A 25,944-nucleotide genomic window follows, 5' to 3' on the forward strand; every position below is an offset into this window, starting at 1 on the left:
AATCAATCTCCGAGCGGCAGGCGATTCGGCCCGCCGCGGTATTCGTCCAGCGTCAGCTTGATGCGGCGCAGGCGGTCGCGGGTTTCCTCCTGCCGGACCATGGCCAGCTCGGTGGCGAGCAGGTCGATGGCCAGCATCATCGCGTAGCGCGACGCGGAAGGCTTGTAAATGAAGTCGGTCTCGTCCGTGCGGACCGGAATGACGACGTCGGCGAGTTCGGCGAGCGGCGCGGTCGCGTCCGTCAGCGCGACGATGCGGGCACGGTACTGCTTGACGATGCGCGCGCCCGACAGCATTTCGGGCGTCAGGCCCGATGCCGACAGCATGATGACCGCATCGCGCTCGTCCAGCGTGGCTGCCACCATGCGCATCAGGACGGCGTCGCTGTACGCGGCGACGGGGTAGCCCAGCCGCACCAGGCGCGACTGCATTTCCTGGGCCAGCACGGCGGAGGCGCCGCCCATGCCGAAGACATAGGTCATGCGTGCGCCGCGCACGATCTCCATGGCGCCTTCGAACAATGCCTCCGTATACATGGGCAGGTGGGCGCGCAGCGTGCTTTCGATATCGGCATAGATGCGCGCATAGAAGGTGCTCTCCTCGGCCGGCACGCCGCTGTCCAGGAATCGTGTGCCTACGGCGCTGGCCTGCGCAAGCTTCATCTTCAGGTCGCGCGTGTCTTCGCAGCCGACGGAACGCGCGAAGCGCGAGATCGTGGCGATGCTCACGCCGGCCTTGCCGGCGAGCTGGTCGACGGTCGCGCCGGCCGCGGTGACGATGTCGTCCAGGATGGCGTCGGCGACCTTGCGCTCGGTAACGCTCAGCGTGTCGCGGCAACTGCGGATCTGGTAGACGATGTCGCGTATCGTATTCATGGCGCGTTCCAAGGCGATGGCGGTTCCGGGGTCAAGCCAGTTCCCCGGCTCGCAGACAGGCGACCATGTGCCCCCCGCCGAACGACGTGGGTTCCGGAACGGTCCGGGCGCAGGCGTCGATGGCGTGCGGGCAGCGGGTGCGGAAGACGCAGCCGGACGGCGGATCCATGGGGCTGGGGATGTCGCCCTTGAGCAGGATGCGGTTGCGCGGCGCGCGCGGGTCGGGCACCGGGGCGGCGGACAGCAGGGCGCGCGTATACGGATGCCGGGGTGCGGCATAGACACGCCGGGTCGGCCCCCGCTCCATCACGCGGCCCAGGTACAGCACCACGACCTCATCGCACAGGTAGTTCACGACGGCCAGGTCGTGCGCCACGAACAGCATGGCGAGGCCCAGGTCGCGCTGCAGGTCCTGCAGCAGGTTGAGGACCTGTGCCTGGACCGACACGTCCAGCGCCGATACCGGTTCGTCGGCGACGATGAACTCCGGCTCGACCGCGAGCGCGCGCGCGATACCGATGCGCTGCCGCTGGCCGCCGGAAAACTCGTGGGGGTAGCGCCGGGCGTGGTCGGCGTTCAAACCGACCCGCGTCAGCAATTCCGCGATGCGTTCCGCGCGCCGGCCGCGCGCCAGGCCATGCGTATCCAGGGCTTCGCCGATGATCTCGGCGACCGTCATGCGCGGGTTGAGGCTCGCATACGGGTCCTGGAACACGATCTGCATGCGGCGGCGCCAAGGCAGCATCGCCGTTTCGTTGAGGGCGGTGAGGTCGGTGCCGTCGAACAGGATGCGGCCACCGCTCGCCGGCAGCAGGCGCAGCAGGGCCCGGCCCGTGGTGGTCTTGCCGGAGCCGGATTCGCCCACCAGCCCCACGATGCTGTTGCGGCGCACCTCGAAGCTGACGCCGTCGACGGCCTTGACCACCGGGGCGCCGCGGCGCGAAGAGGTGGGAAAGTGCACACGCAGGTCCTGCACGCGCAGCAGGGGCTCAGGATCGTGGAAGGCATGCGGGACGGCATGCGGGACGGCATTCATGCGGGATTCACCTTGATGCAGCGGGCGCGATGATGCGGGCGTATCGCCGCCAGTTCGGGCACGGCTCGCGTGCAGGCGTCCGACGCCAGGCCGCAACGCGGCGCGTAAGTACAGCCGGGCGGCAGGGCCAGGACGCTGGGGACGTTGCCGGGGATCGCCTGCAGGCGGCCGCCGCTCGCCAGCAGGGCGTCCGTGGGGATGCAGGACAACAGGCCGCGGGTATACGGATGGCTGGGACGCTCGAAGAGCGCATAGACGTCGGCATCCTCCACTACGCGGCCGGCGTACATGACGGCCACGCGGTGCGCGATCTCGGCGACCACGCCCAGGTTGTGCGTGATGAACAGGATGCTCATGCCCAGTTCGGCCTGCAGGCGACGCAGCAGGTCGAGGATCTGCGCCTGCACCGTCACATCCAGCGCCGTGGTCGGTTCGTCGGCGATCAGCACGGAGGGATTGCAGGCCAGGGCCAGCGCGATCATGACGCGCTGGCGCATGCCGCCCGACATCTGGTGCGGATACTCGTTGACGCGGCGCGCGGCGGCCGGGATCTCCACGCGTTCCAGCATCTCCAGGGCACGCGCCATCGCCGCAGCGCGCGAGCCGCCTTCGTGCTGCAGCACGGCTTCGGCGATCTGGTCACCCACGGTGTACAGCGGATTCAGGCTGGTCATGGGCTCCTGGAAGATCATGGCGATCTCCTTGCCGCGGATGTCCTGCATGCGCGCCGCGGATGCGCGCGCCAGGTCATGCTCCGCGCCGGCGCGGTCGCGAAACAGGATGCGGCCCGCCTCGATGCGGCCGGACGGCTTGGGCAGCAGCCCCATGATCGAAAGACTGGTCACGGATTTGCCCGAGCCGGACTCGCCGACGATGGCCAAGGTTTCGCCGCGTGCCAGGTCGAAGGTGACGCCGTCTACGGAACGCGCGATGCCATCCCGGCTGTGAAACGAGGTCTTCAGGTCTTCCACGGAAAGGACGACGTCGCGTGTGCTTGCCGTCATGATCTACAGCTCCTTGCGCAGGCGCGGGTCCAGCACGTCGCGCAGCCCGTCGCCAACCAATTGCAGGGACAACACCGAAAGCACGATGGCGATCCCCGGGAAAATCATGATCCAGTCGGCCGAGCCCATGTATTGCTGGCCCGCGCTGATCATCGTGCCCCAGGTGGGGATGTCCGGCGATACGCCCACGCCCAGGAAGGACAGGCCAGCCTCGGCGAGGATTGCGTAGGCGAAGATGAACGTGCCTTGCACCAGGATGGGCGAGACGAGGTTGCGCAGCACATGCACGGTAACGATGCGTCGTGTCGACACGCCGAGCGCGCGCGCCGCTTCGACAAACGGCAGTTCCCGTATCACCAGGGTCGAGGCGCGCACGATGCGCGCCAGGCGGGGCGTATAGACGATGCCCAGCGCGATCACCACGTTCAACACGGATGGGCCCAGCGCCGCGACCAGCGAGATGGCCAGCAGGATATCCGGAAAGGCCATCATGGCGTCGATCAGCCGCGAGACGAATTTGTCGGCACGACGAAAGAAACCGGCCAGCAGGCCCAGCGCGATGCCCAGCACGCTGGACAGCATCACCACGGCGAAGCCCACCGTCAGGGACAGGCGGCCGCCGTAGATGACGCGGCTGAAGACATCGCGGCCGAAATCGTCCGTCCCGAACCAGTGCGCGGCGCCCGGGGGCTTGAGCCGATTGACGATGGACAGCTTGTACGGGTCGTAGGGACTGACCACGGGCGCGAGCAGCGCGGCCGCGACCAGCACGATCAGCACGACGAGGCTCAACAGCACCGTCTTGCGCGCCATCAGCAGGCGCAGGATCTGCCAGCGGTCGCCGCCGGCATGCGTGGAGGAAGCCATGGTCATCAGTAGCGTATCCGCGGATCGACCAGCAGGTACAGCAGGTCGATGATGAGATTGATCAATACATAGATCGCCGCGACGACGAGCAGCGCGCCCTGGATCACAGGATAGTCGCGGCGCAGAACCGCGGACACCACCAGGCTGCCCACCCCCGGCAGCCCGAAGACGGTTTCCGTCACTACCGCGCCGCTGATCAGCAGGGCCGTGGTCAGGCCGAGAACGGTGAGGATGGGAATGAGCGCGTTGCGCACCGCATGCTTGACGATGACCTTGCGCTCCGGCAACCCCTTGGCGCGCGCCGTGCGGACATAGTCGTCGCGCAGGACGTCGAGCATGCTGGCGCGGATGAAACGGGTGATGAGCGCCGAATTGACGAGACCCAGCACCACCGCGGGAAGAACCAGGTGGCTGAGCCGCGTACCGAACGAGGCATCCGGACCGCCATAGCCGGACACGGGCAGCCAGCCCAGCTTGACCGCGAACACCTGCATCAGCAGCAGCCCGAGCCAGAAGCTCGGCACGCTGGAGGTGAACATCGAAAAGCTCAGGACGGACTGGTCCAGCGTGGTGCCACGCTTCACGGCGGACAGAATACCCACCGGCAAGGCGATGACCGTCGCGATGATGAGCGACATGAGCGTCAGCCAGAACGTCGGTTCCGCGCGGTCCGCCAGCGCGGACAGGACCGGTTTGTTCAGGAAGATGGACTGGCCCAGGTCGCCGCGCGCCAACTGGCCGAGCCAGCTGGCGTATTGGACGGCCAGGGGCTGGTCCAGCCCCAGCCGGGTGCGCAACGCCGCGATATCCTGCTGGCTGGCCTCGGGACCCAGCATGACGGCCGCCGGATCGCCGGGCGTCACGCGGATGATTACGAAGACGATCGTGGCCACCAGCAGCATGACCGCGATCAGGCCGACGAGGCGGTTGAACAGATAGGACAGCACGGGATTTCCTCGATGCGCGGCTTACTTGGGCGCCTTCCAGGCATTCCAGAAGTACGGCCACGGCGCGGCCGTCACGCCTTCCAGCGCCGGCGACTTCGCGGCCACCGCGTTGAAGTCGCCCACCTTGATGAAGGGCACCTCGTCGAAGATGGCCTGTTGTACGTCGGCCCAGCGCTGCACGCGTTCATCCTGGGTGGTGGCGCGGTTGAAGGCGGTCAGGACTTTGTCGCGCAACGGCGTGTCCCACCATCCCGGTGAAGTCTTGGACGGGAAATCGATCAGCGCCGGTTCGGGCAGGAAAGGGCTGTGCGTAATGAAGATATCCCACAGCGCGGGATCCTGGCGGCGCTGTGTCAACGTGGCCCAATCGACAACCTGCATGTCCACCTTGAAGCCGGCCAGCTTCAGATATTCGGCCGCGACCAGGGCCATCTTGTAATGGAATTCGTACTGCTGGCTGGTCAGGATGCGTATGGTGCGGTCGGTGACGCCGGACGCTTCGATCAGCTTCTTGGCGCCCGCCGCATCGGCCTTGTTGTAGACGGCCTTTGCGCCCTTGTCCGTGTGCCAGGGATAGCCCTTGGGATACATGGCGCCGTCGACCGCGTAGTAGTCGGTGCTGCCGAAGGCCGCCGCCAGCATGTCTTCCTCGTTCAGCGCCAGCTGTACCGCCTGGCGCATCTTCACGTTGGCCATGATGCCCTGGCGCGTGTTCAGCACCAGCCGCGGCCAGCCGAAGGGCTTGAGCAAGAGGGCTTGCGAGCTGCCGGACTTCAGCTTGGCGGCCGACTCCACCGGAATGGCGTCGACGTAGTCGTACTGGCCGGCCACCGCGCTTTCCACGCGGGTATTGGCATTGGGCACGGGCACGAAACGGATTTCGTCCAGGTATTGCATGCGCGCGCCGCCGTAGCCGTCGGGTTCCCCGCTGCGCGCGCTGTAGCCGGGATAGCGCGCCAGTTGCAGGTATTGGTCTGGCACGCGTGCCTTGACCATGTAGGGGCCGGTGCCGATGTATTCGGTGATCGTCGCCGCCATGCGCGCCTTGGGCATGATGACGGCCGCGCCGTTGTTCATCGCCAGCAAAGCCAGCAGCGGTGCGTACGGCTGATTCAGCGTGATGCGCACCGTGTGGTCGTCCGGTGCATCGATGCCCGCGATCAGGGACGCGATCTGTTTGCCGCGCGATGCCGTGGTCGTCCAGCGCTGCAGGGATGCGATGACGTCATTCACCGTCATTTTGCTGCCGTCGTGGAAGGTCACGTCGGTGCGTACCGGTATGGTGTAGGTCAGCCCGTCGCTGCTGATGACGGGCAGTTTCTCCGCGAGCAGCGGCGTCACATTCCACTTGGCGTCGAAGGTGTAAAGCGTTTCGTAGATATGCTGGCTGATGATCCCCACCAGGTCGGCCGTGCTGGCCATCGGGTCCAGCGTGGGCGGTTCACCGATGGTGGCGACGGAGATCGTGCCGCCTTTGACCGGCGCGGCGCCGGCGGGACAGCCCAACGCGGCGACGCTCAGCGCGGCGGCGAGCAACAGGGTTTTCAGCCCGTCGCGGCGACGGGAGACCAATGCGTTCATTTAGCGTGCTCCAGAAGTTCGGGACGGCAGGCGCCGCCGTGCGGGATAAACGGAGTCGGAAAAAAACGGAGTCAGAAAAAAGTCTGGGCGATATCGACGACACGGTAGTGGTCGTCCACCAGCAGTACCTGCTTCCACTTGTCGAAAGTCAGGCACGGATGCGAAATGTCGAAGCCGATCATGTCGCCGACCTGGATGTCGTTATCGGCGCCGATGCGCATGAAGGCGTGCTGGTCCATCATCGCGGTCAGTTCCCAGCCGGACGGTGTGTCCGTGGGAGCCGAACGGCCGGGACGATGGTGGCGCGCCGGAACGGGCAGCCCCGCATCGAAAGCGGCGTCGCGCTTGCCAAGGCCTATGATGGCGCGGCCCGGTTCCGGCAGCGACTGCACATAGGCCCATACCTGCAAGGCGGGCAGCAGCCCGGGCGCCATGGCGCGGGCCACGTCGTTCTCGCGGCCGATGCGTTCGGCCGCGCTGCGGTAGATGCCGACGTCGTGGCTCAGGTAGCAGCCTGGACGCAATACGATTTCCAGCGGCCGGCCGATGTCCAGGCCGGAGAATTCCTGCGCCACGACATCGAACCACGCCGAGCCGGCGCCGGTGAGTATGGCGGGGCCTTGCGCGGTAAGGGCACCGTCGGCTTGCAAGGCGCGCAGGGTCGCCGTGGCGCGCTGCAGGAAGGCGCGGATGCGGCTTTCCTCGGACAGCACGCCTTCGTAGATCTCCACGCCAGCCAGCGCCAGGGATTGCGGCCAGCGCGCGATTTCGTCGGTGACCCGCCGCAGCGCGACGTCGTCGCGCACGCCGGTACGGCCGCCCTCGACGCCCAGTTCGATCAGGACATGCAGCCGCCGGCCCTGTTCCGCGAAGTAGCGGCCCAGTTGCGCGACATTGGCGGGGTCGTCCACCAGGCAGTAGAACGTGAAGGCGGGATCGGCCAGCAATTGCGCGGTCAGGGCCATATTGGCCTTGCCGACCAGCTGGTTCGCCATCAGGATGCGGCGCACCCCATGGTGGTAGGCGGCATGGACCTGCGGGGCGGTCGCCAGCGTAATGCCCCAGGCGCCGGCATCGAGCTGGCGATGGAACAGGGCGGGGCTCATGGTGGTCTTGCCATGCGGCGCCAGTTGCACCTGATAGGCCTGCATGAAGGCCTGCATCCAGCCCAGGTTGTGGCGGACGCGGGATTCGTACAGGACGGCGACGGGCAGGCTGACGTCTTCGGCCAGCAGGTTCCAGCCCAGCCGGCCCACGTCCGCGGGGGCGGCGCCCTCCGGCAGGGCGCCCAGGCCTTTGCCGTAGGGATCGAGAGGCGGGTAGAGGGAGGCGTCCTGCATTGGCTATCCTGAAAACTTTTACCGGGTTTTTGGTGTTTTTCAATTATCCTGAAAATAATTTACAGAACCAGCCGGGGTTTTCCCGGAGAGGCCAGGCCAGCAGCGGTTTCCATATCTGGTGTAATACACCCTCGACTCCGCCTTATCCCGCTTTCTCCCAATGAGCAATGATCTGTTCGCCGGGGACCCGGCGTTCCGGGCCCATGTACCCCTGGCCGAACGGCTGCGGCCGCGCACGCTTGCCGATGTGGTGGGCCAGTCGCACCTGCTCGGCGAGGGCAAGCCGCTGCGCGTTGCCTTCGAGTCCGGCCGGCCGCATTCGATGATCTTCTGGGGGCCGCCGGGTGTCGGCAAGACCACGCTGGCGCGACTGATGGCCGATGGTTTCGACGCGCAGTTCATCGCCATCTCCGCCGTGCTGGGCGGTGTCAAGGACATACGTGACGCCGTCGTTACCGCGCAGGTGGCCCAAGGCCAGGGGCGGCGCACGATTCTGTTCGTCGACGAGGTGCACCGCTTCAACAAGGCGCAACAGGACGCCTTCCTGCCCTATGTGGAAAGCGGCCTGTTCACCTTCATCGGCGCGACGACCGAGAACCCGTCGTTCGAGATGAATTCCGCATTGCTGTCGCGGGCCAGGGTGTACGTACTCCAACCGCTTACCCGCGAAGAACTGGCGCAACTCATCGACCGCGCACTCGAGGAGCTCAACGCGACGGCGCAGAACGACCCGCCTATCCGCTTCGACGACAGCGCCCGCGACCAACTCGCCGGTTGGGCCGATGGCGACGCGCGCCGGCTGATCAACGCGGTGGAGGTCGTGGCCGAGTCGGCGCAGGCTGCCCATCGCGACACGGTGGACTCGGAATGGCTGGAAACATCCCTGTCGCAGAACCTGCGGCGCTTCGACAAGGGCGGCGACGCCTTCTACGACCAGATCAGCGCGCTGCACAAGTCGGTGCGCGGCTCGGATCCCGATGCGTCGCTTTACTGGTTCGCCCGCATGATCGACGGCGGCGCCGACCCGCGCTATCTGGCGCGCCGTATCGTGCGCATGGCCATCGAGGATATCGGCCTGGCCGACCCGCGCGCGACGGAAATCGCCCTGCACGGGGCCGATATCTACGAACGCCTGGGTTCGCCCGAAGGCGAGCTGGCCTTGGCCCAGGCGGTGGTGTACCTGGCGTGCGCGGCCAAGTCCAACGCCGTGTACAACGCCTACAACGCCGCGCGGCGTTTTGCCGAGCAGAATGGCAGCGCCCCGGTGCCGCCGCACCTGCGCAATGCGCCTACCCGCCTGATGAAGGAGTTGGGACACGGCCATGCCTACCGTTATGCGCATGACGAGCCGCATGGCTATGCGGCGGGCGAACATTATTTCCCCGACGGCATGAACCCCAGTTTCTATGAGCCGACCGACCGCGGCCTGGAAGCTAAAATCCAGCAAAAGCTGGCCTTCCTGCGCGACCTCGACGCCCAGGCCAGGACCGACAAGCGGTAGAGCCTTCCCGGCTTTGCCATTCGCAACCCCCGTCCCCCGAGAATCATGCTTGACCCCACCCTGCTGCGCAAAGACCTGCAAACCGTCGTCGACCGGCTCAAGACCCGCGGCGTGCAATTCGACATGGAGCGCTTCAATGCGCTGGAATCGCGCCGCAAGTCCGTGCAGACCGAAACCGAATCCTTGCAGGCGCGGCGCAATGCGCTGGCCAAGCAGATCGGCCAGCTGAAGGCCCAGGGGCAGGATGCCAGCGCCGTCATGGCCGAATCACAGGCGCTGCCGGGCCGGCTGAAGGAACTCGAAGAAGAACTGGCCGGCCTCCAAGAGGCCCTGACCGAGCTGTTGCGCGTCGTGCCCAACCTGCCGCATCCCAGCGTGCCGGTGGGCGCATCGAGCGACGATAATGTCGAGGTCCGCCGCTGGATCCCCGGGGCCGCGGCACCGGACGGCAATCCGGCGCCCCTGCCTTTCGAGCCCAGGGACCATGTGGCGGTCGGCGAGGCGCTGGGCCTGGATTTCGACCTGGCCGCCAAGCTGTCCGGTGCGCGCTTTTCCTTCATGCGCGGCCAGGCGGCGCGCCTGCACCGCGCGCTGGCGCAGTTCATGCTGGACCTGCACACCGGCCAGCATGGCTACACGGAGTGCTATACCCCCTACATCGTCAACAGTTCGACCCTGTACGGAGTCGGTCAGTTGCCGAAGTTCAAGGACGACATGTTCTGGGTCACCAAGGGCGGCGGCGATGACGATCCGCGCGAGGATGCGCAAGGACGGCCCTATGTGCGCGAAGACCAATACCTGATCTCGACGTCGGAGGTCACGCTGACCAGCGTCGCGCGTGACACCATCCTGGCCGATGCCGACTTGCCCATGAAGCTGACGGCGCATACGCCCTGCTTCCGTTCGGAAGCCGGCAGCGGCGGTCGCGATACGCGGGGCATGATACGGCAGCACCAGTTCGACAAGGTGGAAATGGTGCAGATCGTGCGGCCCGAAACCTCCTATGACGCCCTGGACGAAATGGTTGGCCATGCCGAACGCGTGCTGCAGCTGCTGGGCCTGCCCTATCGCGTGATGCTGCTGTGCACGGGCGATATGGGCTTCAACTCGGCCAAGACGTATGACCTCGAAGTATGGTTGCCGGCGCAGAACGCATGGCGCGAAATTTCGTCGGTCTCCAACTGCGAAAACTTCCAGGCGCGCCGGATGCAGGGCCGCTTCCGCAACGCCGCGGGCAAGCCGGAATTCGTGCACACCTTGAATGGATCGGGCCTGGCCGTGGGGCGCGCCATGGTGGCCGTGCTCGAGAATTGCCAACAGGCCGATGGCAGCGTGCTGGTGCCGGAGGTACTGCAGCCCTATATGGGTGGGCTCTCCGTGCTGCGTCCCTGAGCGGCGCGCACCCGGCAAAAAAGAAACCCGCCGAGGCGGGTTTCTTTTTTGGGAGAGGGCGCGAATGACGCCCGGTGGCATGCGTTTAGTGGCGCCCGTGGCCACGGCCATGGCCATGCCCATGGCCGTCATAGCGTTCGCGGTAGTAGCGCGGGCCGCCATGGTAATAGACCGGCCTTGGGTAGTAGTACGGGCGCGGGGCTACATACACGGGGCGCGGCGCTACATAGACAGGCGCGGGCGCAACATAGACCGGCGGCGGGGCGACGTAGACGGGCGCGGCCGGGGCGGCATAGACCGGGCCACCGATGATCACCGGTGGTACGCCGATCGAGATGCCCACATCCACACGGGCCAACGCGACGCCCGATGCCAGGAGGGCTGCGGCGCCGAGGCCGGAGACTATCCAACGTTTCATCATGATTGCACCTGCCTTTGCTGCCGGGCAGCGATGTAAATTGACACCCCTATTGTCGGCCAAACCGGTACCCCGTGCAGCCGCCACGCCCGGGCAAAAGGCGACAATCCGCTACACGCCGCCTGCCGTCCTGTGCGCATTTGTGGATTTGGGTATTTTTGAGTGGTTCGTTTCTGCGGGCTAAAACGCACCCCGAAATCCGGTGAAACAAGTGACCGGTAGTCCGGCTTTGGCGGCCAACTTACAAAGCCTAACAAAGGGGACTCTGTGGCGCACAAATGGGCGCACAGCTGCCAGTCCGCAGGCGTTAAGCACTTGGACAATCTTTATCGCTCTTTGTTTCGAGTCGGCAATAAAGGCGTCCCATGCGGACGGCACAATGCGCCTCAACCGCCGCCATCCCGGCCGGCGGGCCTAACTTATCCGGGGGGCACATGGAAACTCGCACGGTCAATGGCTTTCGTATTCGTTGCGCGGTGGCAGCCGAGGGCGATCGCAAATACCGCGTCCAGGTGTGGACCCGCCGGATAGGTGGAAACGCCCCGGAGAAATGCTGGCCCATGGTCGGCGGACGCACATTCACGTCGCAGGACGAGGCGGAGCTCAACTGCCGCCAACTGTTCCAGGGTATCCGCGGCGTGCGCTACAACGGCGAGCCGGAATATCCGCACGGCTGATTGCCGTTACACTGCCGCTTTTCGGTGACGGCGGCAGTGCAATGGCCTACGAAAATTTGTTCTGGGGCATGGCCACGATAGTGGCCATCGCCATATTGGGCGGTGCATTTTTCGCACGCGCCCGTCGCGTCGGCGCGACCGTGACGGGTTGCGGCTTGCTCGCCGTGGTCAACGGGGCTTGGGTGCTCTATCTGACCGCCGCTGGGCCTTTCGCGGACCACGCGGCCATCCTCGCCGTCGCAGCCATTCTCTTCACCCTGGTGATCGGCACGGCCGCCGCACTCGCCATGCGGCGGGTGTTTCACCGCTAACCGGGGCTGACACGGTCGGAGCGGCTAGATGACGAAGCCCGCCCGCTTGCGCAGTGCCAGGGATTCATCACCGCCCAGCGCTTCCACGAAGCGGGCCGCCAGCGCCGGATCGGCCGCGCGCGTGCAGCACGCCGCGGTATAGACCGTGCTCAGGCCATAGCCCTGTGGCAGTTCGGAGACCAGCGTCACGCCCGGGGTGTACAGGATTTCCGTCACCTGGGTGCAGCCGATCATGTCTTCGCCTGAAGACCTGGCCAGTTCACCCATGGCCACGGCGCCGTTTGGATACTCGTGAATGCGGCCGGCCAATGCCTCTTCCAGGCCCAATTTGCGCAACATGCCGGCGATGTGCTGGCCCGCCGTCGACTGCGTCAGGTGAGGCACGTACAGGCCCTGGGCCTTGGCCAGCGTCGCCTTCAGCGCCTCGCCGTCGCCCACGGCGATAGGTGGGGTGCCCGTGCGAACCGCCACGCCGGTTTCGACGCGCCCCAGAGGACGCGCGCTACCCGGCACTACGTGGCCTTGGCGCTCCAGATCCCGGATCAAAGCCTCGGACAGGATGACCACATCGCAAGGAGCGCCACCGAGCAGGTTGTCGCGCATGGTGCCCACCGCGCCGAAAGTCGCGGCCAGCGTGCAGCCGTGGCGTTGCTCGAAGTCGGCCTGCAGCCCCGTGGCCACGGCCTTGGCGGCGCCGCCGCTGAAAAGCGTGAGATTCATGTCGTTCCTTGTTTGTCGGAGTGCCGGGCTTTAGTGCGGCAATATGCGCGCTAGGCCTGCATGGCGTGAGTTATGTTTTCGAAGGTGAGGGGCAGGTCGCGCACGCGCACGCCCAAGGCATCGAATACCGCGTTGCCGATCGCGGCCGCGGTGGGTCCCAGGGAGGTTTCCCCGGCGCCCAGCGGATCGCCGCCGGCGTCCTGGACGATGGCGATGTCGACTTCCGGGACATCGGGAAAGCGCAGCATCGGATAGTGTTCCCAGTTGTCGCCCAGCATGCGCATGCGATCGAAGCGGGCGGATTCCATCAATGTCCAGCTGACCGCCTGCAGCGCGCCGCCTTCGATCTGCTGGCGTACGCCGTCCGGATTGATCGCCAGGCCGACGTCCACCGCGATCCACAGGCGCCGTACGCGGACCCGCTCCTGCACGTCGACATCCGCCACGACGGCGCAATAGGCGCCGGTATTCTTGTAGCGGGCAAAACCCATCCCTCGGCCCTGGCCCTCGCCAGGCGGGCCGCTGCGGGACGGCCATTGCGCCATGGCGGCCGCCTTTTCCAGGACGGCGATGCCGCGCGGGTCCTGCAGGTGCGCGAGCCGATAGGCCAGCGGATCGACGCCTGCCGCGTGCGCCAATTCGTCCATGAAGGACTCGATGGCAAAGACGTTGCCGTAGGCGCCCAGCGCACGCAGCGACGACGTGCGCATGGGGACGTCGAGCACCCGATGGCATACGACGCTGCTGGCGGGGAAGCGATAAATGGGCTCCGCATTGCGATCGGCGCCGCCCCCGGCGGCACGCGGCGCGTCCACCGACGCCAGTCTTTCGAAGGGGCTGGCCAGGTACCAGCTGCCCAGCAAGGTCGGCGACGCGGCGCGGCCGGGACGCAAGCCATGGCCGGGGCTCCAGAGCTCATGGCGCCAGGCGGTGACCTGGCCGCGCGCATCGACATCGGCTTGCAGCGCCATCGACATGGCCGGCCCCAGCGGCGACCAGTTCAGTTCGTCGGCGCGCGACCATTGCACCCGTACCGGCCGGCCCGCGCAGTGGCCTGCCAGCCACGCCGCATCGAAGGCCACGTCGTCCGCACCGTTGTGCCCGTAGCAGCCTGCGCCTTGCATATGCCGCACCACGATGGCGCTCTCGGCCAGGCCCAGGGCCAGGCTCAGGTCCTTGCGCAGGTTGAATATTCCCTGTGTATGGCTCCAGACTTCGAGGTTCGCGCCCTGTGCCAGGGCTACCGCGCAGGAGGGGCCGATCGATCCATGCTTGATGAAGGGCTTGCTATAGGCGGCGCGCAGCGTCCTGGTGGCAGGCGCCGTGGCGTCGGATGGCCGCGGATTTTCCCCGGCGTCGCCCAGGCGCAGATCCACGGTGGGCAGTGTCTTCAGCCACGCGGGCAGCGCGTCGGCATCGGGCAGCGTCGGGCTCTCGCGCCAGCGTGCCGATGCGGCCAGGGCCGCCGCTGCCCGTTCGGCCAGCGATTCCGTATCCGCGATCACGCCGGCCAGCGAGCCATCCCGCACCACGGCGACCACGCCCTTCCAGCCCGATACCGTCGCCGCGTCCCAGTCCAGCAGCTCGGCCGCAGGAGAGGGCGGGCGGACCATGCGCCCGTGCACCATGCCGGGAAGAACGAGGTCGTGAATGAAGCGGAAGCGGCCGAACACCTTGTCGGCGATGTCGGCACGCGCCTGGGCCGTACCCACGATGGCATAGCGGGCGCGTTCCTTCGGCGTGACATCGCCATGCAGGGCACAGTCCAGCAGCGTGTCGCCGTCCATGTCCCAGTAGCTGGCCAGCGGCCGCTCACCATGATGGATGACCCCGTCGAGCACCCGCAGCGCGTCCATCGGCACGCCGTGTCGCGCAGCGGCCTCCGCCAGGAAAATGGCACGCGCCTGCGCGCAGGCGTGGCGCAGCGCGGCGCCGGAGTGCTGTATCGACAGGCTGCCGGACGTCACGGCTTCGTCCGGACTGCCCGCCGTGCTGGCGGGCGCCATGCGCACGCGCGTGAAGTCGACGTCCAGTTCTTCCGCGGCAATCTGGGCCAGGGCGGTCAGGATGCCCTGGCCGAGTTCGACCTTGCCGGAGCGGACCTCCACGTAACCCGCGGCGTCGATGCGCAACCAGGTCGACAGGCGTGGGTTGCCTTGCAGGCTGAAGGGTAGCGGTGTGGCCGCGGTCATGACGATGCCTGCGCGCGGTGGATGGCGCGCATGACACGCACGTGGGTGCCGCAACGGCACAGGTTGCGCTCCATGCCGGCGCGGATATCGGCGTCGGAGGGCTGCGGGCAGCGTTTGAGCAGCGCTGCGCCGGCGATCAGCATGCCGGAGGTGCAATAGCCACATTGCGCAGCCTGTTCGGCGATGAACGCGGTTTGCAGCGGATGCGGGCACGCCGGCGTACCCAGCCCTTCGGATGTCACCACGTGCTTGCCCGCTACGGACCACATGGGCGTATTGCAGGCCGGCACGGCATGGTCATCGATCAGGACGAAACAGGCGCCGCATTCGCCCGACCCGCAACCGAAGTGGCTGCCTTTGAGATCGAGGTCGTTGCGCAGGACATCGAGCAGCCAGCGCTCGCTTTCCACCTGCAGCCGCACGGCCTGGCCGTTCAGCGTGAACGAGATACCCGCGCCGTCCGTCATGGCGTTCAATCCACCTTGATGTTGGCCGACTTGACGATCTTGCCCCACTTGTCGATGTCGCCGTTCAGGTAGTCCGTGAATTGGGCTGGCGTCATCTTCATCGGCGTGACACCGCTTTTCGCCCAGACGGACGCCACATCGGGTTGGCTGGCGATCTTCGTGATCTTCTCGTTCAGGAAATCCACCACCTCCTTGGGCGTGCCCTTGGGCGCCAGAATGCCCAGCCAGATGGTGGCTGTATATCCCGGCACGCCAGCCTCGGCCATGGTCGGCACGCCAGGCAGCACGTTGGAGCGTGTCGTCCCTGTCGTGGCCAGGGCGCGGACCTTCTTGGACTGGATCAGATCCGCCATGGTGCTGACCGCGTCGAACATCATGTCGACCTGTCCGCCCAGCACGTCGGTGCGCGCCCCGCCGCTGCTCTTGTACGGGATATGCACGATATCGACGCCGGCCATGCTTTTGAACAGTTCGCCGGCCATATGGTAGGGCGTGCCGGTCCCGGAGGACGCATAGTTCAACTGGCCCGGCTTTTCCTTGGCGCGCTTGATGAGCTCCTGCACGCTCTGGATGGGCAGGTTGTCGCGGACGACCAGGACCAGCGGAGCCTCGTTGACCGGCGCGACCGCGACGAAGTCGCGCATCAGCGCGTACGGCTTGTTGTGCAACAAGGACTCGTTGACGGTCTGCGTATTGGACATCATCAACAGCGTGTAGCCGTCGGGCGCGGACTTGGCAACGTACTGCGTGCCGATGACCGCACCGGCGCCAGGCCGGTTCTCGACCACGAAGGATTGGCCGGTTTCCTGGCCGAGGTGCTGCGCCAATACCCGCGCGTAGACGTCGGCCGACCCGCCGGCGCCGAATGGCACGATGATGGTAACGGGATGGTTGGGATAGGGCGCCGCCACGGCCGGCGCGCTGGCGCCGAATGCCGCGACCGCGGCCAGTCCCGCGACCGCCAGGCCGCGCAGAACAGGTTTCATCGCTGGTGTCTCCTCGATCTTTGATATAGGGCGCCGGATTCAGGCGACGCTGTTTTCCAACACGCCGATGTCCTGGATCTCGATCTTGATGACATCGCCGGACTTGACGAACTTGGGCGGGTTGAAGCCGATGCCGACGCCGGCCGGCGTGCCGGTCGCGATCACGTCACCAGGCTGGAGTTCGATGCCGGCCGAAATGGTTTCGATCAGCGTGGGGATGTCGAAAATCAACAGGGAGGTATTCGAGTTCTGGCGCAGTTCGCCGTTGACCCAGCATTTCACGTCGAGTTTTTCTGCGTTCAGCGCATCGCCCGTCACCACATACGGTCCCATGGGGCAGAAGCCGTCCAGCGACTTGCCCAGGAACCACTGGCGATGCAGCTTTTGCAGGTCGCGCGCGGTGAAGTCGTTCACGATGGTGTAGCCGAACACATGCTTGAAGGCATCGGCCTTCTTGATGCCGCGGCCGGGCTTGCCGATCACGACCGCCAGTTCGGCCTCATAGTCCAGTTGCTTGGCGACGTTGCTGTGCGGAGGGATTTTGTCGCCCGGGCCGATGACCGTGGTCGAAGGCTTGGTGAAAACGACGGGCGCCTCCGGCGCGTGTTCACCTTCTTTGGCGCTGCTGTCGAAGCCGGACTTGCTGAATTCAGCGGCGTGCTCGTGGTAGTTCTTCCCCACGCAAAAGATGTTGCGGCGAGGTTGATCGATGGGCGCCAGGATCCGGGCGCCTTCCAGCGCTCTGCCGGCGCCCGAGGGTTGCAATTTGCTTTTGATTTCTTCGTATTGTTGGACCAACTGGACCATGTCGCCGGAGAAGCCCGGCACCAGCTCGGAAACGGGCCAAAACTGGCTTTTGTCGGTGTCCACTACTGCAATTACGCGCTGGCCCTGATGGGAAAGCTGGGCAAATTTCATGAAAACTCCTGGGTCCAATTGGTCAAAATAGGCCCGTAATTTAGTACCAATGTGCGTGGTGCGCAAGCGCCAAAGCCGAGAGATATTGACCAATTGGTACTCTTTCGATATGCTGCCGCGCATGGATACGTTGGATATCACGGTCGCGCCGGCCGGCCGGCCCGCAGAGCAGGCCTTGAGGTCGCCGGGCGCCAAGGCGCTTGCGCGCCACCTGCTCGAAGAGATCCTGGGCGGCCGCCTGCGGGCGGGCGTCAAGCTCCCGCCGGAGCGCGAATTGAGTGTGCGTTTCGGTGCCTCGCGCGGTTCGGTGCGCAGGGTCCTGGCCGATTTGCGCGAGCGTGGCCTTATCACCCAAAGCGTCGGTAGCGGGACGTTCGTCTCGCAACATGCCGAGGCACTGGTTCAGCCCGGGCCGGCCGCGCAGTCCGATACCAACGTCAGCCCGGCCGAGCTTATGGAAGCGCGCAGGCTGATCGAGCCGCTCCTGCCCGGATTGATCGCCCGCAACGCGACGGCAGCCGATTTCGCGGCGATGACGCATTGCCTGGAGCAATCCGAGGCCGCGGCCACCATCGAGGAATTCGAACAGTGGGATGGCGCCCTGCACAAGGCGTTTGCCCTGGCCACCCATAACGCGTTCTTCATCCGGATACTGGACCTGATGAACCAGGTCCGGGAGCAGGGCGAATGGGGCCGCTTGAAGCGCAATTCATTAACGCCGGCCCGCCGCGCCGAGTATGAGCACCAGCATCGGGCGATGGTCAATGCGCTTCGCGATCGCGACGCCAGCCAGGCGGCAGGCTTGATGACGGCGCACCTGGACCAGATCCAGCGCAATCTTTTCGGCGAGTAGCGTCAGCCGGCCGGGCCGCTTCGGTCCAGCGCCGCCATGGCATGGCGCCGCAAGGCATCGGTAATCCGCGCGAACACCTGCGGCTCCCGCCAGGCGCGTGCCATGACCAATGCGCCCTGAATGCCCCCGACAATTTCTTCGGATAGTGCGTGGGCCTGATCGGGCGCCACATTGCCGCGTTGCAGCGTGCTCGCCAGGCTGGCCGCCCAATCGCGGAAGTAGGCGGATACCGCCTCCGCGAAGCGGTCACGCTCGTTGCCCAGGGCGAACATGCCAACCAGGCAGACTTTGCGGCCGGAGAGGAAATAGCGGGACACCTCGTCGAACATTTGCGCCACGCACTCCGCGGGCTCCGCAGGCCGGCGCAATGGCGCATAGACGTGCTGCTGGAACCAGCCATCGATATGCGCCAGAACGGCTGTCGCCATCTCTTCCTTGCCGCCCGGGAAGAAGTGATACAGGCTGCCTTTGCCCAGGCCGGTGCCTTCCGTGATCCGGGTCAGGCTGGCCCCTTCATATCCGTAGGTGCGGAATATCTCGGCGAGTGCCGGGATGATGTCCCGGCGTTCGGCGACGGTTTTTCCCATGCAGACGTGTCCCTGGAGGCACGCCCCGAGCGGCGTGCCGGTTGGATTACAGGCCCAGTTCGCTCAGCCCCGGATGATCGGACGGTCGCGGACCTAATGGCCAATGGAATTTGCGTTCCGATTCCTTGATCGGCACGTCGTTGATCGAGGCGTGGCGGAATTTCATCAGTCCGGCATCGTCGAACTGCCAGTTCTCATTGCCGTACGAACGGTACCAGTTGCCGGAATCGTCGTGCCATTCGTATGCGTAGCGTACGGCGATACGGTTGCCGTCATGCGCCCAGAGCTCCTTGATAAGGCGATAGTCCAGCTCCTTTTTCCATTTGCGGGTAAGGAAGGCGACCACTTCGTCGCGGCCGCGCGCGAATTCGGCGCGGTTGCGCCACACCGTGTCCTCGGTATAGGCCAGGGAGACTTTTTCCGGGTTACGTGTGTTCCAGCCGTCTTCGGCCAGGCGGACTTTCTGTATGGCGGTCTCGCGGGAAAAGGGCGGCAATGGCGGGCGTGAGTTCATGGGGCACCTGCGGCAGTGTGACGGTGAGGGGGTACCGGCGAAGTCGTCTACCGGTTTCCGTCAATGTACCGATCAGTACAGGAAATTGCAATACCCCGGGGCGACTCCATCCTGGCGACAGCCGGCGCGGGGTTCGGCTGTCCGCGCGCCGTTACATCAATCGGGCGCGGTTTGCCGCCCCGCCTTTGCTGGCGCAGCGTTCGACGCAGTCCACCAGCGTGTCGTCATCCGCGTCGTGAAAGACCGGAATGCGATAGTGCTTGTTGCCAGCCTCGTCGAGGACGAGATGCGGCGCGCTCACCAACAGGTCGCTGGCCCAGCGGGCCATCATGTCGGCCACCTTCACGGCGAAGGGACCCGGGGGATCGGCGGGAACGGCGCCTATGCGGTTTATGCCGGAGATGCGGACGTCCCGGACCCCATCACGCCAAAGGATGACCATCGGCTGCGCGGGGGGGGTGGCCAGGCCTGCCGGCGGTGCCGAAGCGGGCGCACGGGATAGCAATTGCGCATAAAGCATCGGGTGTTGCGCCATGCAGCGATAAGCGTCCGCCCCTCCGCTAACTTGCGACAAGGCGTCCAGCAGCATCGAGCCCATGCCCAGCACGTGGTGATAGTACTTTTCCATTACAGCCGCCCCGTGGTCGCCATGCCCGGGCGCTGGGATCGCTTCCGTGGAGCGCTTCACCGCGTCGCCCGCCATCCCATCGGCGCCCAAGGCATGGAATTCGCCCGCCGGGGTGGTCTTTGCGCTGTCGAACACAGACCGTCGCGCCGCGATATAGCCTTGCCCGTCGGCGTTCACCGAAACATGTGTTTTGAATTCTGCCGGTAAAGAAAAAAAACCTGTGGAGCACATGTAGACTGCCCGTAAGATTCGCGGGGGGAGACCGTGCCCATCCACGTAGAACATGCCCGTATCAAGGCATGCAGCGCGCATTTCACCGATGATGCGCCGTTTAGCGGATCGATCGGAGGATTGGAACAGGGCGGCCGCCTCTACGATGGGGATGGAATCAGAATAAGCCATTGCCGAAGGGCCTTCCTCTGGTCGGATGGTGGGAAACCTGATGCAACGTTTCCAAGGGCGTGCAGCCTCAAAGCTGGGTCACTCAATAAACAAATACGAATGTCTACGCAGTTTCTATCCGCTGGCGTGCCCGTCTATCACCAGATCGCCCAGGTCCTGCGGCGGCGGATAGAGGCGGGCGAATGGGGACAGGGCAACCAGCTCGCCACCGAGCAAACACTGTGCCGGGAGTTCGGGGTAAGCCGGACCACGGTAAGGCATGCGCTAAGCCTGCTCAAAAGAGAAGGATTGTTGAGCAGCCAGCGCGGGGTGGGGACGCGACGGGTGGGGGAAGCGCGCCCCAGCAAATATGTCAGCAATCTCTCCGATCCATTGCACGCCACCCTGGATAGCCGGCCGACGATCGTCTCCGTGGAACTGGTCGGGGCCAAGCCAGCGGTAGCCGCGTTCCTGCAGCTCAGGGAAGGCGCGCAGGTCCTGAAGCTGGTCCGTATGAATTACCTGGACGGCGAGCCCTTGTCTGTCGTGGAAAGTTATCTGCCCGAGGCAATGTACCGGGCGGCGGACGAGTTCGCGCATCGCAGTCTGCACGACATCATGTGGAACGACTTCGACCTGAGGATTGCAAAAAGCATCCATACCGTCGTTGTCGGTCGTGCCGAACCCCATGTCGCGGAGATGCTGGGAATCGGGCTGGGCGCGCCTGTCATGCATGTCCGGGCGAACACGTATCTGCAGGACGGCAGGCCCATCCGCTGGACGGACAACTATTTCCGTGAAGACCGCTATCAGTATACGGCCGAATTTTTCTGGTCACCGCCGGAGATACCAGATCCCGTCGACGAATCCTCCGAGGGGCAGAAGTCATGATCCTGCGTCGCTTGCTTTGTGGCTTGGTACTGCTCTTCTGCGCGGCGGCGGCCGGTGCGTATCCGGACCATCCCATCAGGATCGTGCTGGGGTTCCCGGCGGGCGGCGGCGCGGATGTGCTGCTGCGTACCATCACGCCGGGGCTGGCGGAGGAGTTGGGGCAGCCCGTTGTCGTGGACAACCGGCCGGGCGCAGGCGGCAACCTGGGCATGGACTTCGTCGCCAAGGCGCCGCGCGACGGCCACACCCTGCTCATGGCCGCGCCCGGCCTGGTCACCAACGCCAGCCTTTACCAGAGCCTGCCATTCGATCCCGCCAAGGACTTCGTTCCCATCGGGATGGTCGGCAGTGTGCCGAACGTGCTGGTCGTCAATCCCGCGCTGCCCGTCGATTCGGTGGCGGCGCTCATCGAGTACGCCAGAGAGCATCCGGGGGAACTGAACTATGCATCCTCCGGCATCGGCACGTCGCTGCATCTGGCCGGCGCGCTTTTCGAGCGCGATGCGGACATACGCCTGACGCATGTGCCGTATCGCGGAGGGCCGGCCGCCATCCAGGATGTGATGAGCGGACAGGTGCAAATGATGTTCAGCGTGCTGCCCCTGGCCGTGCCGCAGATCAAGGCGGGTAGACTGCGCGCATTGGCGGTCACCGATGAAGCGCGAACGGCGGCCCTGCCGGACGTTCCGACCATGATCCAGGCCGGTATACCGGGCTACACGGCCACCACCTGGAATGGCCTGGTGGCGCCGGCCGGTACGCCGCCCGCCATCATCCGGCAGATCAATGCCGCGCTCAATCGTGTTCTGCAGCGGCCCGATGTCCAGGAACGCTTTATCGCGATGGGCCAGGACGTGGTGCGGGGTTCGCCTGAAGACTTCGGGCGCCTGCTGCTGGCCGAGCGGACCAAGTGGGAAAAACTCATCAAGGAAGCCGGCATCAAGGCGGAGTGAGTTCGTTCATTCATTGCTGCGCCTGAAGGAGTCTCCATGCAGCCGCGCCGCTACGGCCCTTTCCCTTATATCCCCATGCCCGCCCGGCCGCGATTCTCGCTGCCGGGCGGCGCGCGCCTGGCGCTGTGGGTCAACCCCAACGTCGAGTTCTTCGGCCTGGACGACGTGATGCCCGGGCGGCTGAACGAGCGGGTGCCGCGCGACACCGCCAGAATCCCGAACGTGCGCAACTGGTCGCTGCGCGACTACGGCAACCGGGTGGGCGTATGGCGCCTGATGGATACGCTCAGTCGCTATGGCATACGCGCGAGCGCCGCGCTCAACAGCGAACTCTGCGATCACCATCCCGAAATTGTCGATGAGGCGGCGCGCCGGGGATGGGAGTTCCTGGGGCACGGCGGTACGAACGCGCTGCGCCTCGATGAAATGCCGCCGGAACATGAGCGCCGGGCCATCATGGACGTGGTCGACCGTATCGAGCAGGCGTGCGGGACCCGGCCGGTCGGATGGCTGGGCCCTGGCCTGGCCGAAACCTGGCGTACGCTGGAATACCTGTCCGAAGCCGGCATCCGCTATGTCTGCGATTGGATCAACGATGACCAGCCCTATACCATGCAGGTCGGCGCGCCGCCCATGGTGTCGCTGCCGTATAGCGTGCAGACGAACGATGTGCCGGCCTATTACGACATGAAAGTCTCGGTGCCCGAGTTCGAAGCCATGATCAAGCGGCAGTTCGACGTACTTTATCGGGAAGGCGAAACGTCGGCGCGCGTCATGGCGATCGCCGTGCATCCCTTCGTGACCGGTTTGCCGCATCGCATCGGGGCGCTCGATTCGGCGCTCGAATATATCTGCCGGCATGAGGGCGTATGGCTGGCCACGGGGCGCGAGATCATGGAGCACTATGTGCAGAGCGATTTCGCCCGCGCCATGACGCGCTGACAACGGACGCCGGATCAGGGCGCCGACAGCCCGGCCAGGCCCATCGCCCAGCGCACGAGCAGCGCCACCGCGCCCAGCACGGCGACGCTCGCGGCCCAGATCGCCAGGAGCCAGCCCAGTCGTTTCCACATTCGCATGGTGTTTCCATCAGGCGCCCATGCATGGGCGCAGCCAGCATGGAGACGCTTAATGATACCCGCTGCCGCTGCGCACCTTGCCGCGGAACACGTAGTATCCCCAGGCCGTGTACATCAGGATCACGGGAATGATCAAGAGTGCGCCGACCAGGGCAAAGCCCATGCTCTGGGCCGGTGCCGCGGCGTCCCAGATCGACGTGGCGGGCGGTATTACGTTGGGCCATAGGCTGATTCCCAGGCCCGTGTAGCCTAGGAACACGAGCGCCAGCGCGCACACGAACGGCGCAGCATGGGCGTCGCGCCCCACCGTCCGCATCAGCAGATACAGGAATAGCGCGACGAGCGCCGGTACCGGGGCGAAGTAGAACAGATTGGGCAGGCTGAACCACCTTTCGGCAATGCGCGGATCGGACAAGGGCGTCCAGATGCTGATGACCGCGATGGCCGACGCCACGGCCCAGGCGGCGCGCCGGGCGACCACCCGCATCCGCGCCAGCAGCTCGCCTTCGGTCTTCATGACCAACCACGTACTGCCCAGCAGGGCATAGGCGGCCAGCAGAGCCACGCCCGTGAACACGCTGAACGGCGTGAGCCAGTCGAATGCCCCACCGCTGTAGCTGCCTTCGCGCACCTCGATGCCGCCGATATAGGCGCCCAAGGTCACGCCCTGGGCGAATGTCGCCAGCGCGGACCCGCCGATGAATGCCTTGTCCCACCAGTGGCGGCGGCGTTCACTCGCCTTGAAGCGGAATTCGAAGGCGACCCCCCGGAAGACCAGGCCGATCAGCATCAGGATAATCGGCAGGTAGAAAGCGCTCAGCACGATCCCATAGGCGGTCGGGAAAGCGGCCAGCAGTCCCGCGCCGCCCAGGACCAGCCATGTCTCGTTGCCGTCCCACACGGGCGCGACCGTGTTCATCATGATGTCGCGGTCTTCCTTGCGCGGAAAGAAGGGAAACAGGATGCCGATGCCCAGATCGAAGCCGTCCATGATGACGTACATCATGATGCCGAACAGGATGATGACGGCCCAGATCAGCGGAAGGTCGATACCCATTGTTCAACTTCCCGTGGTCGATGTCGCCGATGCGGCGGATGCGGCGGATGGGGCCGGTGGCCGGTCCGGCGCCGCGGACAGCGGCCGCATCGGTTGACGATCCTGTCCGGGGCCGCCTTCCGGGGGAGCGGCGTCGTCATGGGGGCGTGGACCGGTGCGGATCAGCTGCAGCAGGTAGACCACGCCGGCGCCGAACACGATGAAATAGACCACCACGAACAGGGCCAGCGTAAAGCCCAACTGTCCCGCGCCATGCGGCGACACCGCGTCCGCGGTGCGCATGATCCCATACACGATCCAGGGCTGGCGCCCTATCTCGGTCGTCATCCACCCCGCCAGTATGGCTACGAGTCCGGCCGGGCCCATCCACAGCGCGTAGCGCAGGAAGCCGCGCTGCGTATACAGCCGCCCGCCGCGGCGCAGCCAAAGGCTCCAGAGCCCGAGCAATATCATCAGCACGCCCAGCCCCACCATGATGCGGAACGTCCAGAACACCACGGTCGCGTTGGGCCGGTCTTGCGGCGCGAACTCGTTCAGCGACGGCACCTTGCCGTCCCAGGTGTGGGTCAGGATCAGGCTGCCCAGATGGGGGACTTCGATGGGATAGCGCGTGGTTTCGGCGGCCATGTCGGGAATGCCGAACAGCAACAACGGCGCACCTTCGCCGGCGGGGGGCTGCTGCCAGTGGCCCTCGATCGCAGCGATCTTGGCGGGCTGGTGCTGCAGGGTGTTGAGTCCGTGCATGTCGCCGATCATGGCCTGGATGGGCGCCACCAGCAGCGCCATCCACATGGCCATGGACAACATTTTGCGCACTGCCGGGGTAGCGTTTCCCCGCAGCAGGTGCCAGGCCGCGCTGGCGCCCACCAGCAGCGCCGTGCTCAGGTAGGCGGCGACCACCATGTGCGCCAGCCGGTACGGGAAAGAAGGGTTGAAGATCACCCGCAGCCAATCCACCGGCACCGCGCGTCCGTCGATGATCTCATGGCCCTGCGGCGTCTGCATCCAGCTGTTGGAGGCCAGTATCCAGGTAGCGGAGATGAGCGTGCCGATGGCGACCATTACGGTCGAAAGCATATGCAGGCCTGGCCCGACGCGGTTCCAGCCGAACAGCATCACGCCGAGGAAGCCGGCCTCCAGGAAGAAGGCGGTCAGGACTTCATAGGCCAGCAGCGGGCCGGTGATGCCTCCGGCGAAGCTGGAGAAGTAGCTCCAGTTCGTGCCGAACTGGTACGCCATGACCAGCCCGGAGACCACCCCCATGCCGAAGTTCACGGCGAAGATCTTCAGCCAGAAGTGATACAGCTCGCGATACAGCGGCCGCCGGGTGGTCAGCCACAGGCCTTCCAGCACGGCGAGGTAGCTGGCCAGCCCGATGGTGATCGCGGGAAAGATGATGTGGAAGGAAATCGTGAACCCGAACTGTATCCGGGCCAAGGTCAAGGCATCCAATCCGAACATATGGCTTCCCCCGATGCGGCATCGGGCCTGATCGTCGATGCGGGCAAGCATAGCGCCCGCCCGCATCCCCGTACAGGTTCAGTCGCGTATGTCCGGATACGGCGCAGTTCCGGCGGACATGCCGGTCAGCGTTGCCGGCGTGCGCCCGCGCCCTGCTGACGGCTGCTGTTCTGGTCCATTCCCGTGCCCAGTTGCGTCGCGTGGCCGTCTTTCTTGGTGCGATGCTGCTCATCGCCGTGGCTGCGCTGCGATTCGCGGCGCTGGTCGTCCGCCTGCTTGGGGGTATCGTCGTTCTGCGGGTGAGTCAT

At 65.6% G+C, this 25,944-nt stretch carries 28 protein-coding genes; 8 read left to right on the top strand and 20 right to left on the bottom strand.

Annotation, left to right across the window (positions count from 1 at the left end; translation table 11 throughout):
• Window positions 1–2: 2 nt before the first annotated feature.
• From BAU07_RS06930 to BAU07_RS06960, 7 genes are all read right to left on the bottom strand, one after another.
• The gene (locus BAU07_RS06930; RefSeq protein WP_066655274.1) at window positions 3–875 is read right to left on the bottom strand and encodes a MurR/RpiR family transcriptional regulator; all 873 of its coding nucleotides are present in this window, start codon (window positions 873–875) and stop codon (window positions 3–5) included.
• 31 nt (window positions 876–906) lie between these two features.
• Window positions 907–1,911: an ABC transporter ATP-binding protein gene (locus BAU07_RS06935; protein WP_066655278.1), complete on the bottom strand. Its 1,005-nt coding sequence runs from the start codon at window positions 1,909–1,911 to the stop codon at window positions 907–909.
• Window positions 1,908–2,915 (bottom strand): ABC transporter ATP-binding protein, encoded by a 1,008-nt coding sequence (locus BAU07_RS06940; protein ID WP_066655280.1) that lies wholly within the window; start codon window positions 2,913–2,915, stop codon window positions 1,908–1,910. The genes BAU07_RS06935 and BAU07_RS06940 overlap by 4 nt, the downstream gene beginning before the upstream one ends.
• Window positions 2,916–2,918: 3 nt before the next feature.
• Window positions 2,919–3,782, bottom strand: a complete 864-nt coding sequence (locus tag BAU07_RS06945) for an ABC transporter permease (RefSeq protein WP_415830294.1) — start codon at window positions 3,780–3,782, stop codon at window positions 2,919–2,921.
• Window positions 3,783–3,787: 5 nt separating this feature from the next.
• Window positions 3,788–4,729 (bottom strand): ABC transporter permease, encoded by a 942-nt coding sequence (locus BAU07_RS06950; protein ID WP_066655284.1) that lies wholly within the window; start codon window positions 4,727–4,729, stop codon window positions 3,788–3,790.
• 21 nt (window positions 4,730–4,750) lie between these two features.
• A complete protein-coding gene (locus BAU07_RS06955) occupies window positions 4,751–6,310 on the bottom strand; it encodes an ABC transporter substrate-binding protein (protein ID WP_066655288.1) in 1,560 nt (519 codons plus the stop codon).
• A 71-nt stretch (window positions 6,311–6,381) separates the two neighbouring features.
• Window positions 6,382–7,650 carry an amino acid deaminase gene (locus BAU07_RS06960; RefSeq protein ID WP_066655290.1) on the bottom strand — a complete coding sequence of 423 codons (1,269 nt, stop codon included), beginning with the start codon at window positions 7,648–7,650 and terminating at the stop codon, window positions 6,382–6,384.
• Window positions 7,651–7,810: 160 nt separating this feature from the next.
• Between BAU07_RS06960 and BAU07_RS06965 the strand changes: the two genes are divergently transcribed.
• The gene (locus BAU07_RS06965) at window positions 7,811–9,151 is read left to right on the top strand and encodes a replication-associated recombination protein A (RefSeq protein ID WP_066655292.1); all 1,341 of its coding nucleotides are present in this window, start codon (window positions 7,811–7,813) and stop codon (window positions 9,149–9,151) included.
• 45 nt (window positions 9,152–9,196) lie between these two features.
• Complete coding sequence (gene serS / locus BAU07_RS06970; RefSeq protein WP_066655294.1) at window positions 9,197–10,543, top strand: serine--tRNA ligase; 1,347 nt, start codon at window positions 9,197–9,199, stop codon at window positions 10,541–10,543.
• An 85-nt stretch (window positions 10,544–10,628) separates the two neighbouring features.
• Here serS and BAU07_RS06975 read toward each other — a convergent pair whose 3' ends face one another.
• Window positions 10,629–10,961 carry a virulence factor gene (locus BAU07_RS06975; protein WP_066664979.1) on the bottom strand — a complete coding sequence of 111 codons (333 nt, stop codon included), beginning with the start codon at window positions 10,959–10,961 and terminating at the stop codon, window positions 10,629–10,631.
• A gap of 434 nt (window positions 10,962–11,395) precedes the next feature.
• Here BAU07_RS06975 and BAU07_RS06980 point away from each other — a divergent pair, with 434 nt between their 5' ends.
• Window positions 11,396–11,638, top strand: a complete 243-nt coding sequence (locus BAU07_RS06980; protein ID WP_066655296.1) for a hypothetical protein — start codon at window positions 11,396–11,398, stop codon at window positions 11,636–11,638.
• A 41-nt stretch (window positions 11,639–11,679) separates the two neighbouring features.
• Window positions 11,680–11,949, top strand: a complete 270-nt coding sequence (locus BAU07_RS06985) for a hypothetical protein (protein WP_066655300.1) — start codon at window positions 11,680–11,682, stop codon at window positions 11,947–11,949.
• Window positions 11,950–11,973: 24 nt separating this feature from the next.
• Here the strand turns inward: BAU07_RS06985 and BAU07_RS06990 are convergent, their stop codons facing one another.
• From BAU07_RS06990 to BAU07_RS07010, 5 genes are read right to left on the bottom strand one after another with little or no spacing between them, the layout of a single operon-like run.
• Window positions 11,974–12,669, bottom strand: coding sequence for a molybdate ABC transporter substrate-binding protein (locus BAU07_RS06990; protein ID WP_066655301.1), 696 nt, complete (start codon window positions 12,667–12,669; stop codon window positions 11,974–11,976).
• 50 nt (window positions 12,670–12,719) lie between these two features.
• Entirely contained in the window at window positions 12,720–14,861 is a 2,142-nt protein-coding gene (locus BAU07_RS06995) for a xanthine dehydrogenase family protein molybdopterin-binding subunit (RefSeq protein ID WP_066655302.1), read from the bottom strand.
• Complete coding sequence (locus BAU07_RS07000; RefSeq protein ID WP_066655304.1) at window positions 14,858–15,328, bottom strand: (2Fe-2S)-binding protein; 471 nt, start codon at window positions 15,326–15,328, stop codon at window positions 14,858–14,860. The genes BAU07_RS06995 and BAU07_RS07000 overlap by 4 nt, the downstream gene beginning before the upstream one ends.
• Before the next feature lie 5 nt (window positions 15,329–15,333).
• Window positions 15,334–16,314, bottom strand: coding sequence for a Bug family tripartite tricarboxylate transporter substrate binding protein (locus tag BAU07_RS07005; RefSeq protein ID WP_066655307.1), 981 nt, complete (start codon window positions 16,312–16,314; stop codon window positions 15,334–15,336).
• Between the two features lie 39 nt (window positions 16,315–16,353).
• Window positions 16,354–17,232, bottom strand: coding sequence for a fumarylacetoacetate hydrolase family protein (locus BAU07_RS07010; protein ID WP_066655309.1), 879 nt, complete (start codon window positions 17,230–17,232; stop codon window positions 16,354–16,356).
• A 121-nt stretch (window positions 17,233–17,353) separates the two neighbouring features.
• Between BAU07_RS07010 and BAU07_RS07015 the strand changes: the two genes are divergently transcribed.
• Window positions 17,354–18,085, top strand: a complete 732-nt coding sequence (locus BAU07_RS07015; protein WP_066664980.1) for a FadR/GntR family transcriptional regulator — start codon at window positions 17,354–17,356, stop codon at window positions 18,083–18,085.
• A 2-nt stretch (window positions 18,086–18,087) separates the two neighbouring features.
• Here the strand turns inward: BAU07_RS07015 and BAU07_RS07020 are convergent, their stop codons facing one another.
• From BAU07_RS07020 to BAU07_RS07030, 3 genes are all read right to left on the bottom strand, one after another.
• Window positions 18,088–18,672, bottom strand: coding sequence for a TetR/AcrR family transcriptional regulator (locus BAU07_RS07020; protein ID WP_066655311.1), 585 nt, complete (start codon window positions 18,670–18,672; stop codon window positions 18,088–18,090).
• A 46-nt stretch (window positions 18,673–18,718) separates the two neighbouring features.
• The gene (locus tag BAU07_RS07025) at window positions 18,719–19,186 is read right to left on the bottom strand and encodes a nuclear transport factor 2 family protein (protein ID WP_066655313.1); all 468 of its coding nucleotides are present in this window, start codon (window positions 19,184–19,186) and stop codon (window positions 18,719–18,721) included.
• A 151-nt stretch (window positions 19,187–19,337) separates the two neighbouring features.
• Window positions 19,338–20,216 carry a 2-oxoglutarate and iron-dependent oxygenase domain-containing protein gene (locus tag BAU07_RS07030; protein WP_084025455.1) on the bottom strand — a complete coding sequence of 293 codons (879 nt, stop codon included), beginning with the start codon at window positions 20,214–20,216 and terminating at the stop codon, window positions 19,338–19,340.
• Between the two features lie 99 nt (window positions 20,217–20,315).
• Between BAU07_RS07030 and BAU07_RS07035 the strand changes: the two genes are divergently transcribed.
• The 3 genes from BAU07_RS07035 to BAU07_RS07045 are packed head-to-tail and all read left to right on the top strand — an operon-like array spanning window position 20,316 to window position 22,981.
• Window positions 20,316–21,086 carry a GntR family transcriptional regulator gene (locus tag BAU07_RS07035; RefSeq protein ID WP_084025456.1) on the top strand — a complete coding sequence of 257 codons (771 nt, stop codon included), beginning with the start codon at window positions 20,316–20,318 and terminating at the stop codon, window positions 21,084–21,086.
• The gene (locus BAU07_RS07040; RefSeq protein WP_066655316.1) at window positions 21,083–22,039 is read left to right on the top strand and encodes a tripartite tricarboxylate transporter substrate binding protein; all 957 of its coding nucleotides are present in this window, start codon (window positions 21,083–21,085) and stop codon (window positions 22,037–22,039) included. The genes BAU07_RS07035 and BAU07_RS07040 overlap by 4 nt, the downstream gene beginning before the upstream one ends.
• Window positions 22,040–22,075: 36 nt before the next feature.
• On the top strand, window positions 22,076–22,981 hold the full coding sequence (locus BAU07_RS07045; RefSeq protein ID WP_084025458.1) for a polysaccharide deacetylase family protein: 906 nt from the start codon (window positions 22,076–22,078) through the stop codon (window positions 22,979–22,981).
• Between the two features lie 14 nt (window positions 22,982–22,995).
• Here the strand turns inward: BAU07_RS07045 and BAU07_RS26725 are convergent, their stop codons facing one another.
• The 4 genes from BAU07_RS26725 to BAU07_RS07060 form a co-directional block, all read right to left on the bottom strand.
• On the bottom strand, window positions 22,996–23,112 hold the full coding sequence (locus BAU07_RS26725) for a DUF2474 domain-containing protein (protein WP_335617537.1): 117 nt from the start codon (window positions 23,110–23,112) through the stop codon (window positions 22,996–22,998).
• 55 nt (window positions 23,113–23,167) lie between these two features.
• A complete protein-coding gene (gene cydB, locus BAU07_RS07050) occupies window positions 23,168–24,175 on the bottom strand; it encodes a cytochrome d ubiquinol oxidase subunit II (RefSeq protein ID WP_066655317.1) in 1,008 nt (335 codons plus the stop codon).
• A gap of 3 nt (window positions 24,176–24,178) precedes the next feature.
• Window positions 24,179–25,636 carry a cytochrome ubiquinol oxidase subunit I gene (locus BAU07_RS07055; RefSeq protein ID WP_066664984.1) on the bottom strand — a complete coding sequence of 486 codons (1,458 nt, stop codon included), beginning with the start codon at window positions 25,634–25,636 and terminating at the stop codon, window positions 24,179–24,181.
• A 125-nt stretch (window positions 25,637–25,761) separates the two neighbouring features.
• On the bottom strand, window positions 25,762–25,944 hold the full coding sequence (locus BAU07_RS07060) for a hypothetical protein (protein WP_066655319.1): 183 nt from the start codon (window positions 25,942–25,944) through the stop codon (window positions 25,762–25,764).

The organism is Bordetella flabilis, from assembly GCF_001676725.1.
GTDB lineage: Bacteria > Pseudomonadota > Gammaproteobacteria > Burkholderiales > Burkholderiaceae_B > Bordetella_C > Bordetella_C flabilis.